17 protein-coding genes and 1 pseudogene are annotated in these 16076 nt (G+C 69.7%); 8 read left to right on the top strand and 10 right to left on the bottom strand.

Features of this window, described 5'->3' with window-relative positions; all coding sequences use genetic code 11:
- Positions 1-4 precede the first annotated feature (4 nt).
- The 3 genes from AB0G35_RS11295 to AB0G35_RS11285 all read left to right on the top strand — a co-directional run bounded on the left by AB0G35_RS11295 (position 5) and on the right by AB0G35_RS11285 (position 3246).
- On the top strand, positions 5-1003 hold the full coding sequence (locus AB0G35_RS11295) for a TetR/AcrR family transcriptional regulator C-terminal domain-containing protein (protein WP_360947175.1): 999 nt from the start codon (positions 5-7) through the stop codon (positions 1001-1003).
- A 34-nt stretch (positions 1004-1037) separates the two neighbouring features.
- Positions 1038-1652 carry a DUF3995 domain-containing protein gene (locus AB0G35_RS11290; protein ID WP_360947173.1) on the top strand — a complete coding sequence of 205 codons (615 nt, stop codon included), beginning with the start codon at positions 1038-1040 and terminating at the stop codon, positions 1650-1652.
- Positions 1653-1779: 127 nt separating this feature from the next.
- Positions 1780-3246 carry a Dyp-type peroxidase gene (locus AB0G35_RS11285; protein ID WP_360947171.1) on the top strand — a complete coding sequence of 489 codons (1467 nt, stop codon included), beginning with the start codon at positions 1780-1782 and terminating at the stop codon, positions 3244-3246.
- A 123-nt stretch (positions 3247-3369) separates the two neighbouring features.
- Here AB0G35_RS11285 and AB0G35_RS11280 read toward each other — a convergent pair whose 3' ends face one another.
- From AB0G35_RS11280 to AB0G35_RS11270, 3 genes are all read right to left on the bottom strand, one after another.
- Positions 3370-3561, bottom strand: coding sequence for a TetR/AcrR family transcriptional regulator C-terminal domain-containing protein (locus tag AB0G35_RS11280; protein ID WP_360947169.1), 192 nt, complete (start codon positions 3559-3561; stop codon positions 3370-3372).
- Between the two features lie 14 nt (positions 3562-3575).
- On the bottom strand, positions 3576-4439 hold the full coding sequence (locus AB0G35_RS11275; RefSeq protein WP_360947167.1) for an alpha/beta hydrolase: 864 nt from the start codon (positions 4437-4439) through the stop codon (positions 3576-3578).
- An 87-nt stretch (positions 4440-4526) separates the two neighbouring features.
- Positions 4527-4730: a hypothetical protein gene (locus AB0G35_RS11270; RefSeq protein ID WP_360947578.1), complete on the bottom strand. Its 204-nt coding sequence runs from the start codon at positions 4728-4730 to the stop codon at positions 4527-4529.
- On the opposite strand from AB0G35_RS11270, the gene AB0G35_RS11265 reads away from it, so the two are divergent.
- Positions 4647-5414 carry a helix-turn-helix domain-containing protein gene (locus tag AB0G35_RS11265; RefSeq protein ID WP_360947560.1) on the top strand — a complete coding sequence of 256 codons (768 nt, stop codon included), beginning with the start codon at positions 4647-4649 and terminating at the stop codon, positions 5412-5414. The two genes, AB0G35_RS11270 and AB0G35_RS11265, sit on opposite strands and share 84 nt — an antisense overlap.
- 92 nt (positions 5415-5506) lie before the next feature.
- Here the strand turns inward: AB0G35_RS11265 and AB0G35_RS11260 are convergent, their stop codons facing one another.
- Both AB0G35_RS11260 and AB0G35_RS11255 read right to left on the bottom strand, forming a co-directional pair.
- Positions 5507-6130, bottom strand: a complete 624-nt coding sequence (locus AB0G35_RS11260) for a histidine phosphatase family protein (protein ID WP_360947165.1) — start codon at positions 6128-6130, stop codon at positions 5507-5509.
- A gap of 78 nt (positions 6131-6208) precedes the next feature.
- Complete coding sequence (locus tag AB0G35_RS11255) at positions 6209-6946, bottom strand: TetR/AcrR family transcriptional regulator (RefSeq protein ID WP_360947163.1); 738 nt, start codon at positions 6944-6946, stop codon at positions 6209-6211.
- A gap of 94 nt (positions 6947-7040) precedes the next feature.
- Here AB0G35_RS11255 and AB0G35_RS11250 point away from each other — a divergent pair, with 94 nt between their 5' ends.
- The 3 genes from AB0G35_RS11250 to AB0G35_RS11240 are packed head-to-tail and all read left to right on the top strand — an operon-like array spanning position 7041 to position 9438.
- Positions 7041-7436 carry a darcynin family protein gene (locus tag AB0G35_RS11250; protein WP_360947161.1) on the top strand — a complete coding sequence of 132 codons (396 nt, stop codon included), beginning with the start codon at positions 7041-7043 and terminating at the stop codon, positions 7434-7436.
- On the top strand, positions 7433-7879 hold the full coding sequence (locus AB0G35_RS11245; RefSeq protein ID WP_360947159.1) for a hypothetical protein: 447 nt from the start codon (positions 7433-7435) through the stop codon (positions 7877-7879). Before AB0G35_RS11250 ends, AB0G35_RS11245 begins: the two co-directional genes overlap by 4 nt.
- 11 nt (positions 7880-7890) lie before the next feature.
- Positions 7891-9438 (top strand): multicopper oxidase family protein, encoded by a 1548-nt coding sequence (locus tag AB0G35_RS11240; RefSeq protein ID WP_360947157.1) that lies wholly within the window; start codon positions 7891-7893, stop codon positions 9436-9438.
- A 92-nt stretch (positions 9439-9530) separates the two neighbouring features.
- Here the strand turns inward: AB0G35_RS11240 and AB0G35_RS11235 are convergent, their stop codons facing one another.
- The 3 genes from AB0G35_RS11235 to AB0G35_RS11225 form a co-directional block, all read right to left on the bottom strand.
- Positions 9531-10820, bottom strand: a complete 1290-nt coding sequence (locus AB0G35_RS11235) for a protein kinase (RefSeq protein ID WP_360947155.1) — start codon at positions 10818-10820, stop codon at positions 9531-9533.
- Between the two features lie 654 nt (positions 10821-11474).
- Positions 11475-11984, bottom strand: coding sequence for a hypothetical protein (locus AB0G35_RS11230; RefSeq protein ID WP_360947153.1), 510 nt, complete (start codon positions 11982-11984; stop codon positions 11475-11477).
- 219 nt (positions 11985-12203) lie between these two features.
- Positions 12204-13883, bottom strand: coding sequence for an IPT/TIG domain-containing protein (locus AB0G35_RS11225; RefSeq protein WP_360947151.1), 1680 nt, complete (start codon positions 13881-13883; stop codon positions 12204-12206).
- A gap of 339 nt (positions 13884-14222) precedes the next feature.
- On the opposite strand from AB0G35_RS11225, the pseudogene AB0G35_RS11220 reads away from it, so the two are divergent.
- Positions 14223-14341, top strand: a pseudogene (locus AB0G35_RS11220) (acetyl-CoA acetyltransferase); the annotation flags it as partial.
- A gap of 224 nt (positions 14342-14565) precedes the next feature.
- On the opposite strand, the gene AB0G35_RS11215 reads toward AB0G35_RS11220, so the two are convergent.
- Both AB0G35_RS11215 and AB0G35_RS11210 read right to left on the bottom strand, forming a co-directional pair.
- On the bottom strand, positions 14566-15204 hold the full coding sequence (locus tag AB0G35_RS11215) for a MerR family transcriptional regulator (protein ID WP_360947149.1): 639 nt from the start codon (positions 15202-15204) through the stop codon (positions 14566-14568).
- 462 nt (positions 15205-15666) lie between these two features.
- Positions 15667-16076: FAD-dependent monooxygenase (locus AB0G35_RS11210; RefSeq protein ID WP_360947147.1), on the bottom strand; the 410-nt coding region annotated here is incomplete at its 5' end.

Genomic DNA, 16076 nt, shown 5'->3' with positions numbered 1-16076 from the left:
CGACGTGACGAAGCCCACAAGCGCATCCGGTCAGCCGCCCTACCTGCGCATCGTCGCCGCGATCCGCCAACGCATCACCGACGGCGAACTCGGCCCCGGGGACCGGGTCCCCTCGACCCGTCAGATCGCCAGGGAATGGGGGGTCGCGCTCGCCACCGCCACCAAGGCCCTGACCACCCTGCGCCTTGAGGGACACGTCGAGGCCCGGCCCCGCGCCGGCACCGTCGTCGCCGGAACGGTCACCCCCACGCCGCCCCGCGGACACACGCCGCCCGCCTCGCTTTCCGAGCGGGAGCTGTCCCTCGACCGGATCGTCCGCACGGCCATCGACATCGCCGATACCGAAGGGCTGTCAGCACTCTCCATGCGCGGTGTCGCGGCCCGGCTCGGCGTCGCCGCCATGTCGCCCTACCGGTACGTCCCCAGCAAGGACGACCTCGTCCTGCTCATGGCCGATGCCGCATTCGGCGACGAGACCTACCCCGCCGAGGCGCCCGAAGGGTGGCGCCCCCGCCTCGAACTGGGCGCCCGGACACTCTGGCGGCTGTACCGCAGGCACCCGTGGCTGGCCCAACTCGGCTCGCTCACCCGCCCGTTGCTCGTACCCAACCTGATGGTGCACGCCGAATGGGCGCTCAGTGCCCTCGACGGCCACGGTTTGGATCCCACCGCCTTGGTCGACATCCACGTACTGCTCTACAGCCATGTCCAGGGCCTGGCGGTGCACCTGGAACGGGAAGCACACGCCGAGGCCTCCACCGGCCAGTCGGAAGACGAATGGATGGACAGCCGGACCCCCGCCCTGCAGGAACTGGTGAGATCCGGCCGCTTCCCCACCTTCGCCAAGGTGATCGAAGCCTTCGACGACGGCTATGACCTGCACCTCGACGCGCTCTTCGCATCCGGCCTCACAGCACTCCTCGACGGCCTGACCCCCCTCATCGAAGGCTGGACGAGAAGAGAGGTAGCCCGCATGGGGGAAGCGGATCCACCGTGCGGATGACGTCCGCCGTCGCGGTTCGGACCAGGGTCGGACCATGTCGATCACGTGTTCCTCGGAGCAAGCAGTGCCTCCCGTCCGGCGCCGGGCAGTCCGTCTCCACCTGGGCAAGTGGCCCGGATACGTCGCTGCGGTGTGGGGCGTTCTCTTCGTGGTACCCAGTTTCGTCTGGGCGACGGGCAGTACCTTCGGCGCGCAGTCCACGGTGTCGCCGTCGTTGGTGAAGCTCGTTCGCGACGGAGTGCCGTGGTTCCTGACCGTCCTGGTGGTAACCGGCTTGCTGAAGCTCTTCGGGGCACTGGTCGGCATCGGCCTGACCCGACCGCGGGGCGCGCGGATCAGCCGGCTCATGGTGTTCTGTGGCGGTGGCGCTGCGGTGCTGCTCACTTGGCATGGTGGCCTGTTCGTCCTCCACGGTGTGCTGGTCGAGGCGGGGGCCGTCTCCGTTGCGCAGGATCTGGCCGGGCTGACTGGTTGGTACCTCTACCTGTGGGGGCCGTGGTTCATCGTCGGCGGTCTGGCCTTCGCCGGGGCCACCGCGCGGTATGTCCGCCCACGCGCCGATCGGCGCAAGCTGCGGCTCTACGGAGCGGTGGGCGCGCTCGGCGCCCTGGTCCTGTCTGTGGTCTCGACGGCTACCGGCATCGGTTGAGGGCCGGGCCGGGACCACTCGCGCTGTGCCCGTTGCGGACTCGACTGGCGCAGCTCCTGTGTCGCGGAAATATGCACGGTGACATATTCGGAACCATGCAACCACTCCCCGTAATCAGGAGCGCCGGATGACCACCACCCGCGTCCGCCCCACGGCTGCCCCCGCCATGGAGCAGCTGCCCACGCCCACGCTGCGTACGTCGCGGGAGATCCAGGGCAACGTCCTGGCCGCGTTCAACAAGGACTACACGGCCTTCCGCTACATGCGGTTCCCGGAGGACAAGGCAAAGGGGCGCGGATGGCTGTCCGTGATCCTCAACAGCGTGGCGGTAACCGCCGACGTGGAGGACTTCAACGAGGAGTTCTCGCTGGCCCGCCGGGCATACGGCCACGACCCTGACAAGCAGGCGACCTGGGTCGGGGTTTCCCTCACCTTCCCGGGGCTGCTCAGCGTCGCCGCGGACGACGAGCAGGTGCTCAGGGAAGACCTCAAGAACTTCCCGCAGCTGCTCCATGGTGCGGCCGCGAGTGCGCCGAAACTCGGCGACACCGGAGCGAGCGATCCGAAGAACTGGCTGTTCGGCTCGCCCGGCACCATGGTGCATGCGGTGCTCCTGGTGGCCTCGGACAGCAAGGAGGCGCTTGAAGCGAAGCTGCAGAACATCGAGGCCGCGGACGAGGCGCACGACATGACGCTGGTCCATCAGGACGACGGCCAGACCCTGCCCGGCGAACTGAAGGGTCATGAGCACTTCGGCTACAAGGACGGCATCTCCCAGCCCGGCGTCAAGGACTTCCACCGAGAGGAACCCACGAAGCCCGGCTACCGCGAGAACCGCCCCGGGTCCAAGCTCATCGAACCGGGTGAGTTCGTCTTCGGCTACACGACCGAGCCGAACAGCACGAAGCGCACCGGCCCCGCCTGGATGAAGAACGGTTCGCTCCAGGTCGTGCGCCGCATGAGCCAGGACGTCCAGGGCTGGCGCGACGCGGTGGACCAGCAGGCCGAGAACTTCGTACCGGAGATCGACGGGACCCGATTGGGAGCGTGCCTGGTCGGCAGGCACCTGGACGGCACCCCCCTGGCGACCCCCACCGATCGCCTGAAGGGCCTCGGCAGCGACGCCAACGACTTCGACTACGCGAACGACCCGGACGGCGGCGTAACCCCCTGCGCCGCCCACATCCGCCGCACCAATCCCCGCAAGGCCAACCCCGACATCCCCGTGGACAGCAACCGCATCATGCGCCGGGGCATCCCCTACGGTCCCCTCCTGGAGGACGACCCCACGGCGGACCGCGGGCTGATGTTCGTCTGTTACGGCACGTCGTTTGAGGAGCAGTTCGAATTCGTCCAGGCGAGCTGGTCCAACAACTCGACGTTCACCCCTGGCACCACGGGGGCGCCCAACTGCATCGACAAGGTCACCGGGCCCGACGGCGGCGGCGAGATCGCGCTCGACCCTCCGCGCGGCCCGAAGGCCACGATCACGATGGCGCAGGTCGTCACCACCAAGGGCTCCGTGTACGCCTTCACTCCCTCCATCACCACGCTGCGCCACCTTGCTGCGGGCGATCCACTGCCCAGAGGGTGAGAGCGGGAACCTGAGCACCGACGCCTTGCCGGTGGGGTCCGCCGGCCCCACCGGCAAGGCGCGACGAGAACCCGCGGAGGTCGTCCGTTCACGCGGTCGCCGACGGCCGCGCAGGCGGAACGGTCACTTTCCATAGGCGCGCAGGAAGACCTCCACGGCAGTGTCCGCGACGGTGTCCGGCTCGGCGTCGGGGCGGTACTCCACCGCGCCGGTGAGCAGGGAGAGGAAGTGCTCGGCGGCGAGCTCCGGGTCGCACTGCTTCTTGGACCCTCCCCGTCCCCTGAACTCCCCTTCCTGGCCTGCAAGTTGGCCCACCCGTCGGCAGCCAGTCAAGTGGTCTTGGGTGTTCGAGAGGTGTGGGTCTCGGCGAAGGCCAGGAGAAGTGCGGCGGTTCGTAGCGGTTCCTCCAGAAGGGGCGTGTGCCCGGCATCGGGCAGCCACGCGACCTTCGCACCTGGTACGACGCCGTAGTCGGCCGCGGACGAGGGGCGCCATCTACGGTCTTGGTCGCCGAAGATCACCTGCAGCGGCTTGCCGAGGGCCGTCAGCCGCTCCGGAAGTGCCTGCTGGCTCAGATAGGCGATGGACGCCTGCATTGCCGCGGTGACCGCATGGTAGGTCATACCCCGCAGTTCGTCGACGAGTTGTTGGGGGACCTCGTAGCCCGCGCGGAACCCGGTGCTCGCGAACTGGCGTATCTGCTCGTCGCTCGGTGGCCACTGCGCGGGGTCGATCGCGGTGGGCCCGGGTGCGAGGAAAGCGTCCATGCTGGGGCCGGTATTGATCAGCACGAGCGCGGTCACCAGGTCCGGCCGTTGCTCGGCGAGAGCGGTGGCCGCATAGCCGCCACTGGAATGGCCGACGACCACGACATGCGTCACGCACAGCCGGTCCAGTGCCGTGCCGAGTGCGCGTGCCTGCGCGGAGGTTTCGTAGCCGCGGCCGACCGGTTCGGCCGAGCGGCCGTGCCCCGGCAGGTCGATCCGGATGACGTGATGGGACCTGGCCAGCAGCGGAACCAGCGCATCCCACGAACGGCTCGAAGTGGCGGATCCGTGGATGAGGAGCAGCGCGGGGGCGTCGCGAGGGCCGTCCTGGTAGACGCAGATGTCGCCGTGCTCCAGGCGGAGGATCGAATCCTCGGTGGCGCCGGCATCGCCGTTCACCTGCGGGTGTCCGTCGGAAGGAGTCATGGGCCCACTGTCGCCTCCGGTGCGCGCCTACGGATTGGAGAAATGTTCCCTCCTCGGCTCGCGTAGCATTCGACGATGGGGACCACTTCAGGTGAACGTGACGATCCTGCGGTGTGGGACGTCGTACGTCCGCAGCGGCCCAGCCGGGTGGCTGGTGTCGACATGACTGGCTTCCGGGTCCCGGGCCCGCTTGTCGGCGGCCTGCGGGTGGTTCCGCACCCGGCCGTGACGCTGGTCCTGGAGTGCGGGGCGAGCGCGGCCACCGTGGACGACGGCACTGGGCGGCGACATCGGGGAAGTCTCGTCGCCGGGCCCGGGTTCGGCTCCGGAGGAGGGGTCCGGGCGTGGGGTGAAGACATCGAGTGCGTGCAGGTGCGTCTGTCTCCCGTGGTCGCAGGCGCGCTCTTGGGCACCTGTCCGGCCGACCTGGGTGGAGCCATGGTGTCCCTCGACGACCTGTGGGGCCGAGAGGCGTCGCGGATTCGCGAACAACTGGGCGGGATTCCCTCGTGGGAGGGCCGCTTCGCGTTCACGGACGCGCTGCTCGCCCGCCGATGCGAGGCGCGGTCGCCGGTGGACCCGGCGGTGGCCTGGGCCTGGAACCGGATCGTCGTCAGCAGGGGGCTCGTCCGGGTCAACGACCTGGCGACCGAACTCACATGGAGCCGCAAGCGTCTGTGGTCCCGGTTCCACTCGCACCTCGGCATTCCCCCGAAACGCGCAGCGAAGCTGGTCCGCTTCGACCATGCGGTGCACCGCATGGTCGCGGGTGACGGCGCAGCCCGAGTTGCGGCGGACGGTGGCTACTGCGACCAGTCGCATCTGCACCGGGACATCATGGAGTTCACCGGGGCAACGCCGGCAACCGTCGTGTACGAGCCGTTTCTGACGGTGGACGACCGCGCATGGCCCACCGTGGAAACACCCCGCCCATACCTACGTTTCCAGGGATCTCCGCTCGGTCGCCGATACTGACGCCGCCTCACGCCCACCTTGCACGGCCTGCAGCTGGCTGCAGGCGGCCTTGGCCGGACCGGTCGGCCGCGGCCCTCGGCCCGGCGGCGCATTCAGATGGGCAACTCGTGAGGAATGCCCGTCCCACGCAGCTCGGTCGGCAGATGACGCATGTCGTTGGACATGAGGACGGTAGCCGGCCGACTGGGCGCGTATCGGATGACCGTGAGTGCTGCGTTGCAGTGGTTGAGGCCGAGCCAACGCCACTTCGGTGCGTGCATGGCGTCCCGGACGAGCCAGGCGACCAGGAAGTTGTGGGTGACGACCAGTTCGTGCCGGTCCTCTTCGCCGTCCGCCGGCCCGGTGAACAGATCCAGCGCCTGGCGGGCCAGCGCAGGCCCGTGTTCGCGCTCCTCGGCGGTGGCCCCGGCGAGAAAGCGGAGAAAGAAGTCCGCTGATTCCGCCGGAAGTTCGTCCCTCCCTGGCAGGTAGGGCACGTAGTCACCGGCGACTTCCGAGACGTGCAGAGGAACGTCCTTCAGTTGGTCGCCGATCAGGCGTGCGGTCTGTGCTGCCCGGGGCAGCGGACCGTGGTGAACGGCTGGGAAGGGGACGCCCCGGAGGCGCTGGCCGAGCAGTGTGGCCTGCCGACGGCCGCCCGCTGTCAGCCCGCTCTCGTCCGGGGACGCCTCGCCGTGCCGGACGAGGTAGAGGTAACGGGTGGCCGTGCCGGTCATCTCGAACTCCTCTGCGCCCATGAGCGGTCTTGCTCATCAATGGACACTTCACCCTCCGGTGCCGGTTCCCGCCGTCCGTCAAAGAGACCCGCTTGAGCCGGTCTGCGGCTCTCCCAGCGTGGTGAGGATGTCGCGGACAGTGCGGTCGAAGAGCGGCCCCGGGTCGGTCAGAGCGAAGTCGAGGTGGCCGAAGACCTCCACGGCCACGGCTCCGTACAGGCGGGCCCAGCAGGAGACGAAGACGTAGATGACCTCCAGGGGCACGGGTTCGCCGGAGAGGTGCTCGCGTACCTCCTCCAGCTGGACGGTCCAGGCCGGGTCCAGGTCAGCGGGCGGCCGGAGGTTTCCGCGGCGCCACAGCTGGACCATCAGCTCCAACAGGATGCCGCCGAAGCGCCAGCCGGCGTCGTGTGCGGCGGCTCCGGGTGCGGTGTCGGCGTCCGTGAGCGGTTTGGCGAAGAGCAGTCCGAACTCCTGGGGATGGGCCAGTGCCCAGCGGCGCAGTTCGCGGCACACCTCGCCCAGTTGCCGCCCTGGTGCGGAGGCGGGGTGGCGGTCGCGGGCCGCTGCCAGGGTTGTGGCCAGCTCGTCGTAGAGGGACGAGGTCAGCGCCTGGATCAGGTCCCGGTGAGCGGCGTAGTAGCGGTAGAGGCCGGGCGCCGTCATGCCCATCTCGCGGGCGATGGCCCGCAAGGTGACGGCGGCCGGTCCTTCCTCGACCAGCAGCCGCCGGCCGGTTTGCAGGATCTCGGCCAGCGCCTCTTCGCGGACGCGGTGACGGCGCTTGGCCGTGGAGGTTCCCGGAGTGCTCGGCACAGCGGTCCGACCGCCTTCCGCTTGACAAAGTTAACGCCTATCACTTTACCTTCTCTCGAAAGTTAACGGTGTTAGCAATCTCTTCGGGGGCTCCATGCAGCACGGCATGCAGGACGGCATGAAGTACGACACGCAGGACGGAATGAGATACGGAATCGTCCTCACCTACACAGTCACGTCCAGGTGGCTGGCGCTGTCGCGCGAGGAGCGCAACGCGATGCGTACGGCGCATCTGGAGCCGGTCTTCGCCGCCTACGCGGATCGTGTGACGGCCCGATTCTTCGACGCCGAAGCGTTCACCGGACGGGTCTCGGACTTCGCCGTACTGGAGACCGATGACCTGGGCGCGTACTACTTCCTCATCGAGGCCCTGCGCGACACTCCCGTCATCAGCGAGGGCTACCTCACCTTCACCGACATCTTCCTGGGCGTCGAGGACGGCTTCCAGGCGTACGAGCAGGCCCTGTCGCACGGGGGCGAACCCCGGTGATCGCGCACGAGGGAAACGAGTGGCCCGAGGGATACGAGCGGCGCTGGCCGATGCGGCTGCTGCGGGGCACGGCGGTTCTGGTGCTCCTGGATACGCTCGTACAGGCGGCCCTGGCCGGTCTGTTCGTGACGGGGAATCTCGACTGGCTGGCCTGGCACGCGGCCAACGCCGGTGTGCTGAGCGCGCTCACCGTCGTCCAGACTGTGCTTGCCGTGGTGGTGTGGCGTCGGCTGTCCGGGCCCGGCTGGCCTGCCGCTGCCAGCGCGGCGCTGGTCGGCCTGGTGAGTGCGCAGCAGGGGCTGGGTGAGGCACGAGCGTTGGCCGGGCACATCCCGCTGGGTATGGCGGTCTTCGGCTGCGCGACGGCGCTGACGTACTGGGCGTTCACCGGCCGTGGCCAGCCCGCGGTGCGGACGGGCCGGCACGTGGGGGTGGCCGAGTGAGAGCCCGTGGTGTGAGCCGGCGCGGATTCCTGGGGCTGGCGGCCGGTGCCGGTGCGGCGGTGACGGTGGGCGCGGCCGGCTGGTCCCGTCTCGCCGGGGCATCGACCGGGCAGATCCTGGCCAGCAGGGGGCCGTTGCCCGCACCGTTCGGTGTTCCGCTGCCGGTGCCGCCGGTGGCCCGCCCGGTGCGCCGTGAGCGGGGTGCGGACGTCTATGACGTCGAGCAGCGCGAGGGCCGCATCGAGATCCTGCCCGGCCGGAAGACCACGGTGTGGGGGTACGACGGGATCTTCCCCGGCCCGACCTTGGTCGCCCGCTCGGGACGCAGGACCGTGCTTCGGGTGCGCAACAACCTCACCGTTCCCACCGTCACGCATCTGCATGGCGGCGTCACCCCACCGGAGTCCGACGGATACCCCACCGACCTGCTGCTACCCGCCGTCCGTTGCCCAACGGGACAGTCACACGGCACGCACGACGGCATGGCGGCCGGCCACGGTGGCCGGGTGGCCGTCGGCCACCGCAGCTACACGTACCCGCTGCCGCAGCGGGCCGCGAACCTCTGGTACCACGACCACCGCATGGACTTCAGCGCCCCACAGGTCTGGCGCGGCCTGGCCGGCTTCTTCCTCATCGGCGACGAGGAAGAGGACCGTCTCCCGCTGCCCGGCGGTGACCGCGACATCCCGCTGATGCTGTGCGACCGCTCCTTCGAGGAGGACGGCTCCTTCCGCTATCCCGCCCACAACCACGACGCCTTCCCCGACGGGGTGCTGGGCGACGTCCAACTCGTCAACGGCGCGCCCTGGCCCGTCCTGGAGGTGTCCGCCACCCGCTATCGCTTCCGCCTGCTCAACGCCTCCAACGCCCGCCGCTACCGGCTCCGACTGGAGGCCGAAGGAGGCAGGCCCGGCCGCTTCGTCCAGATCGGCAGCGACGGCGGGCTACTGGCCGCACCCAGACCGCACAGCGCGCTCGACATGGCTCCGGGCGAACGGTTCGATGTGGTCGTGGACTTCGCCGACCACCCGGTTGGCAGCCGGATCACGCTGCGCAACACGGCGGGCGAAGGCACCATGCGTGACGTCATGCGTTTCCACGTCGTGCGCAAGGAGAGGGACGACAGCTGCCTACCGGCCCGCCTGTCCGCCACCTTCGAGCAGCTCACGCCGAGCTCGACGATGCCGGTGCGGGTCTTCGACTTCCGCCGGACGAACGCCGGTGACGACGACCGGCAGATGTGGACCATCAACGGCCGACCGTTCAGCACGGACCCGGTCTTGGCGTCCCCGCGGCTGGGGAGCGTGGAGCGGTGGCGGTTCAGCAGCGACTTCCACCACCCCGTCCATCTGCACCTGGCCCAGTTCCAGGTCCTCGCCCGGGGCGGCAGGCCCCCGGCCGCCGGGGACGCGGGCTGGAAGGACACGGTGGACGTCCGCCCCTACGAGGTGGTGGAAGTCCTCGTGCGGTTCACCGGGTACAGGGGGCGCTACCTGCTGCACTGCCACAACCTCGAACACGAGGACATGGCCATGATGGCCAACTTCCAGGTCGTGTGAGCGTGTTCAGGGAGCCGCTGACGGGCGCATCGGCCTGGGCGGGAGGTGCCCGCGGGTACAAGGATTTCGCCGCTGCAGCCGCGGCCTCGTCGTTACCGGAAGCCCCCCGGACCGTTCTTCCGTTCCTCCCGTTCATGACGCCTGGCGCCCACTCGGCCCGCCTTGCCGGTCGCTTTCCCGGCCCGCTTCTGCCCACCGGGCGCCTTCTTGGCTTTCCAGCGCCCGGCTCCGCCCCGTGGGGGCGCGGTCTCCTCCGCGGGGCGCCCGGTGCGCTGCGGTTCCGTAGCCGTGGCGGTCTGTGGGCCCGTGGTAGGGCGGGGCGCGTGAGTGGTGAGCGGACGTGCGGGCGTCGCTGATTCCGTGCTACGGGGCGGAGAACCTGCCGTGTCGCCGGAGCCGGGGAGGAGGGCGTAGCCCGCGGCGGTCGAGGCCGCGCACAGGGCGGCCGCCACCAAGACGGTGAGGGCGGCGGTAGGGCGCACCCGGCCGGACCAGCGGCGCGGGCCCAACTCCCGGGTGGCTGGCCCGCTTTGCTCGACGGGCGTCTGCCGGGCACCGGACGGCGAACCTCCGGTCCGGACTGTCACACCGAGACGCTCGGCGACCTCCACCGCGTCCGGACGCTCGGCGGGATCCTTGGCGAGCATCTGCATCACCAGGTCCTGCATCGCCGACGGTACGTCCGCGCCACGCTGCCTGGGCGGTACGGGCTCGGCGCCGACGTGCTGGTACGCCACGACGCCGGGGACGTCGTCGGTGGCGAACGGAGGTCGTCCGCAGAGCATCTCGTACAGCACACAGCCCAGCGCGTACACATCTGTCCCAGGGCCTGCCGGATGGCCGTTGACGCGCTCCGGCGCCAGATACGCCAGGGTGCCCAGCACCTGTCCGGTGGTGGTGAGGGCACAGGCGGCAGGCCCGGTGGCGCGGGCGATCCCGAAGTCGGCCACTTTCACACCGTCCTCGGCGAGCAGCAGATTTCCGGGCTTGATGTCCCGGTGCACCACCCCGGCGCGGTGCGCGGCGGCCAGTCCGGCCGCGGCCTGCCCGGCGATCCGGCATGCCTCGTCGGCCCGCAACGGGCCGCCGCTTGCGGCCAGTTCGGCGCGCAGGCTGTGGCCGTGCACCAGCTCCATGACGAGGTAGCAGCGGTCCTGGTGCTCGCCGAAGTCGTAGATGGTCAGGACGTGCGGGTGGTTCAGGCCGGCCGCGGTCCGCGCCTCCTGGCGGAAACGTTCCACCGCATCGGGTACCGCCTTGCGGTCCAGCAGTAGTTTGACCGCGACCTCACGGCCCAGCGCGGTGTCCTCGGCCCGCCACACCTCGCCCATCCCACCGCGGCCCAGCACCTCCAGCAGCCGATACCGGTCTGCGGTCAGCACGTACGCACACCCCCTCTGTGAGACACGACACCGGAAACGGTGGCTCAGGGTATCCGCCGGCGGAACACGCACCGTCATCGCTCACGAGGGGAAGGCCGGCGCGGGCGGGCCGGGGGAAAGTAGCGCCGCCCGCGCCGGGTGGCGGATCCGCCGGCACGGGGGGAACCGTCGGATCTGCCTGCGCCGATGACCAATCGGCTACTCCTTACTGCGTCACCGGTTGATCAATTGTCACACCCGCACGACCAGCCGCCCGGAAGAGCGTGCATATCCGGGCGTATGTGACGTAACGCGGGACCGCGTAACGCGGCGGCGCCCCGTGGCGCAGAACTGCATACGGGCGCACTGATCGCCCCGTAAGCGATCACGGTCAGGGTGTCTCCTGTGGGGGGTGGCCACCCTGACCGTGATCGCTCTTCCCCGCCCCCCCCGAACCAGCGTGCGTCGGATTGCGACGCCAACGAGCCACCGGCTCGAATCCCTCCTCGTAGGCGATCAGCGCAGCGGCGGCCGTGGCGGAGGGCTGTAGCGGCGCCGCCGCAAAGCGGGCAGGCCTGATCATTCGCGCCAGCCGGGGCCAGCCCAACGAAGTCCCCAACTCGTGCGGGCGGCCCCGGAGTCACCCGGGGCCGCCCTGGCGTGCCTTCCGCCCGGTCAGCGGATCAGATGCACGGTGAGCTGAGTTTCCGTGTCACTGACGTTGTTGGCGTGGATGGTGCCGTGCGCTGTGCGGTAGCGCCCCGTACCTCCGGTGATCGCGAGGTCGATGTTGCCTGGGCCGGCAGACGTGACGGTGAACCGGCCCTGGACGGTGAGCTGTCCCAGCGGAAGGGCCAGGTCGGCCGCGCACTGCAGGTCGAACTCATCGGCAGGGGCGGTGCGGGTCAGCGTGCAGATCTGGCTGTAGGTGCCGACGGTGAGGCCGCCACGCAGGAGATTCCCGGTGATGACGAATTCATCCCCCTGGCTGGGCCCGGACGACCCGTCCACATCGATGAAATTCCCCTGCGTTTGCTGCGCGGTCAACTGGAACACTTCCTCTCTCGGAGGATAGTGGTCGCTGCTGGTACCGGTCGCGGCCGATGCCGGGTGCGGGAGGAAAAGAAGGGCCGCGAATCCGGTGGCCGCACTGAGGGCGATGCGCTTGAAGCTGAAGTGACGCACGATTTTCTCCTGTCGGACTGGAAGGAAAATGCATGTGGCTAGGTACCAGAAGGTGCTCTCGTGCCCGGACCGGCATTGCATGGTCGGCACGGCTGCGCGGCTCGGGGCCCGCTGTGGGGCAACGGCAACCGAGCGCCGGCCGACCGGGATCTCGCCGTTCCGGTCCGGCTGCGGCGTCCGCCGGCACGGCGGGCGCGGATGGGTCAGATGGCGGGTGGGTCAGATGGCGGGTCCGGGAACGTAGGTGAACGCTCCGGCGGGAGTGCCGCCGGGGGTGGTGAGGGTGACGTCGAAGGTGCCCTCGGTGGCGCTGGGCGGGGACGTGGCGGTCACGGTGGTGTCGGAGATGACCGAGAAAGGCGCCGGAACGCCGTGGAAGGCGACCTGTTCGGTGCGGCTCAGACCGGTGCCGGTGATCGTCACCCCGGTGCCGCCGGTGGTCGGTCCCGCGTTGGGGCTGACGCTCGTGACGGTGGACTGGTCGACGTAGGTGTAAGCCAGGCCGTCGGCCCTCCCGCCGCTGGTGATCACGGTGACGGCGACGCTGCCCGGGGCCGGAGCACGGGCGGCTCTGACGGTGAGCCGGGTGTCGGAGACGCGTTGGATGACGGCTCGGGTGGTGCCGAAGTACACGTCGATCGCTCCGGCGAGGTTGCGGCCGGTGAGGACGATCTCCTGGTCGCTGCCCGAGACGGGGCCGGTGTCGGGGCTGATGGCGGTGAGTGTGGGCACCGGCATGTAGGAGAAGGATCCGAGGGTGCCGGTGCCGCCGGGGGTGGTGACCGTCACGGGGACGGCACCGGAGCCGGCGGGGGTGGTGACGGTCACCGAGGTCGCCGTATTGGCGGTGATGACGCCCTGAGCGGTTCCGAAGTGCACGGCGGTGGCGTTGGCCAGGTGGTGACCGGTCAGGGTCACGGTGGTGCCGCCTGCCGTGGGCCCCTGGTCGGGGATCACGGTCGTCGCCATGACTCCGACGGTGCCGGCATTGGCGTTGCCCACGTAGGCGCGTGTCCCGTCGGGGAGGACGGCGAGGCCGGTGGGGCCGTCTCCCGCGCCGATGTTCTCGACGACGGTGTGGGTGGCGGTGTCGATCACACTCACCGTGTCCGGTTCGGCATTCCCCACGTACAGATGGGAGCCGTCGGGACTCAACGCCGGGAAACGCGGCTGGCCGCTGACGCCGATGGTGTCGGTGACGGTGTTCGTGGCGGTGTCGATCACACTCACCGAGGAGCTGCCGGCGTTCGTGACGTAGAGGCGGGTCCCGTCGGAGCTGACCGTCAGCAGGATGGGGACGTCGCCGGCGATGATCGTGGCGACCACGGTGTTCGTGGCCGTGTCGATCGCGCTGACGGAACCCGAGAAGCTCGCCACGTAGGCGCGGCTCCCGTCCGGGGTGATCGCCACACCGGTCGCCCCCGCCCCGACCGTGATGGTGCCGGTCACGGTATTGGTGGCGGTGTCGATGACACTGACCGTGTCGGTGGTCTGCCGCGTGACATAGACGCGGGTCCCGTCCGGGGTGATCGCCGCCATCGTTGCCCCGGCCCCTACCGGGATGTCCGTGACGAGGGTGTTTGAGGGGAGGTGGAACACGCTGACCAGACCGTCGTCGAAGACGGTCACATAGGCCCGGGTGCCGTCGGGACCGATCGCCATGTCGGTGGGACCCGCCCCCGTGGCGATGGTGTCGGTGACGGTGTTCGTGGCGGTGTCGATCACACTCACGGTGTTCGAGCCCCGGTTGGCCACATAGGCCCGGGTCCCGTCCGGAGTGAGGGTAATTCCCTGGGGGGTGTTGCCGACGGATATGACAGCACCTGCAACAAACGCGGCATTCAATGCCGAGTCGGGCACCCCGGCAGGCTCCGGAGTTCGTGAGGCTAAGGCGAACATGACACTCCCCGAAACGGGCGGGACGATCTTTATCCCGCACATGGAAATGTCTGCTCCGCCGCATGGGCAAACAGCGAGCAGTCAACCGGCCATGAACCCTGCCGGCGAATTACACACGCAAGCGGAGAATACCCTCCCCGGGAAAGCATTTAAAGGTCGCGGGGTATTTCCGATAATCACTTTAAGGAGTGGTCAGGGGCAAACCGGCCCCGGTCCATCGGCGGACGCGACTGCCGGCCGGCGCCCCACGCCCTGCCCCAGCCCAACTGACCTGACGTACCGCCATGTTGAGGTCTTCGGGGACCCGGGCATGACAAGGTCGCTGTCACCGGAGTCGCCCTGCCGGACTGCGGGCGCGTGGACGACGCCAGCCCGTACGCCCTTCCCGCCCAGGTCCCCGTGCGTTCGCCGACAGCGGCCTGGACCGCTCGGCGATCGACGGCTTCGCCTCGGCAGGCCGCCAGTGCGTTGCCCTGGCCCTGGGGGCGGGGCCGCCTTGGCCCTGGGGGCGGGGCCGCCTTGGCCCTGGGGGCGGGGGCCGCCCTGGCCCTGGGGGCGGGGCCGCCCTGGCCGCCGTCCTGCGGGCGCGGGCCGCGCCGGGCTGGTCGCCCTCGCACCCATCGAGGTCGCCCCATGTCTGGCCACGGCGCGCCTCCGGGATGCCGGACGGGGAGGAGGCGCCTCAGCGGAACCGTCGGGCCGACTCCTCCGCGTGGGCCATGCGCCGCAGGCTCAGCAGTACCGGTTCGTACAGCACCGTAAGCGCAACGGCCGCCTCGATCTGCTCGGACGGGGTCGGCTGCTCCTCGACCATGTCCAGGTCGGTGACTGCCAGTTGTGCTGCCAGCCGCCCGTACGGCAGCAATTGCTCGACGCCGCACGGGTAGCCGAGCCGGACCAGCGCGGCGACCGAGTCGATGAGCCGTCGGTGGGCGGGGTTGAGCATGTCCAGGCCGGGGTCGCAGGACCAGCCCAGCCGCTCCAGTAGCGCCTCCACCGAGCGGCGGGCGGTCGCCATCGCCGGGTCGTCCTCGGCCGGCTTCTCAACGCCGGGCAGCGCCCGGGTCGCCGCGCCCAGTCGCAGGTGGTGGTCCAGCGACTCGTCCTCCGCGGCAGCGATGACCTCGCGCGCGGAGGCCACCGAAACCCCGCCGATCTGGATCAGCGCCCGCACCAGGCGTAGCCGCCGCAGGTGGTCCTCCCCGTACTCGGCCTGTGTGGCGGAGATCCGGCGCCCGGGCTGGAGCAGCCCTTCGCGCAGGTAGTACTTGATCGTGGCGGTGGACACACCGCTGCGCTCGCTCAGCTCCGCCAGCCGCATCCTCTTGCACCTTCCCTTGGGCAGTGACGCTATCCAACCATGGATAGTGTCCCCATCCCCCATCCAATAGGGGGATGGGGAATCTCATGGATGTAGCACCGATATCCGGGCGGGTCACGGCCGCCGCGGAGGGCGACGTGGTCGTCTTGAGGCAGCGAGCGCAATGGGTGCAACCGCAGGTCAGCGCCCCCGCCCTCGTGGTTTTCAGTACCATCGGCGGCAGTTCGGGCGCGGGCAGTCGACTGGCCTCACCTCTTCAACTGTCGCCAGTTCTAGTGGACTTACAGCCTGCTGGTGTCCATGTGTGGTCGACGGCGGAGCATCGGCTCCAGGTTCTTCTGGCCTCGGGCTGAGGTGGACCGAGGCCGCACCTCGTCCTGGCCGGTTCGTCGGTGCTCCGAGACCCGCACGACGGCTAACAGCTTGGGAATGCTCTCTTGGGACTGTTCGTGCCGGAATGCTTTATTGGGACTGCTCGTTTTGCCGGGTGAAGGCGGCGATCAGGTCGTGGGCCGTGGTGGTGTCGGGATCGGTCCCGTGGGCCTCGGCGCCTTCAAAGAGGGCAGCCTCAGTGCTGCGGGGGAACATGTCCTGCTCGTATGCGGTGAGTGCGGTCTCGATGTCGTCGGGGTGGGTGGCGAGGGCTTTGCCGAGTTCGGCGGCGTCGAGCATGGCCAGGTTGGCGCCTTCGTCGTTGGGGGCGGAGAGGTGGGCGGCGTCGCCGAGCAGGGTCACGCCCGGCACCCGGTCCCACCGGTGCCCGGTCGGCAGAGCGTGGAGGGGGCGCAGGACGGGTGCGGTGTCGCTGTCGGTGATCAGCGCGGTGAGCTGCGGTGCCCAGCCGTTGAATTCCTGGGCGATCCGCGCGGTGG

The sequence above is a fragment of the Streptomyces sp. NPDC021749 genome, assembly GCF_040640655.1.
Taxonomy (GTDB): Bacteria; Actinomycetota; Actinomycetes; order Streptomycetales; family Streptomycetaceae; genus Streptomyces.
Note: the sequence above shows the minus strand (reverse complement) of the source record. Positions and strands in the feature narration are given on the sequence as shown.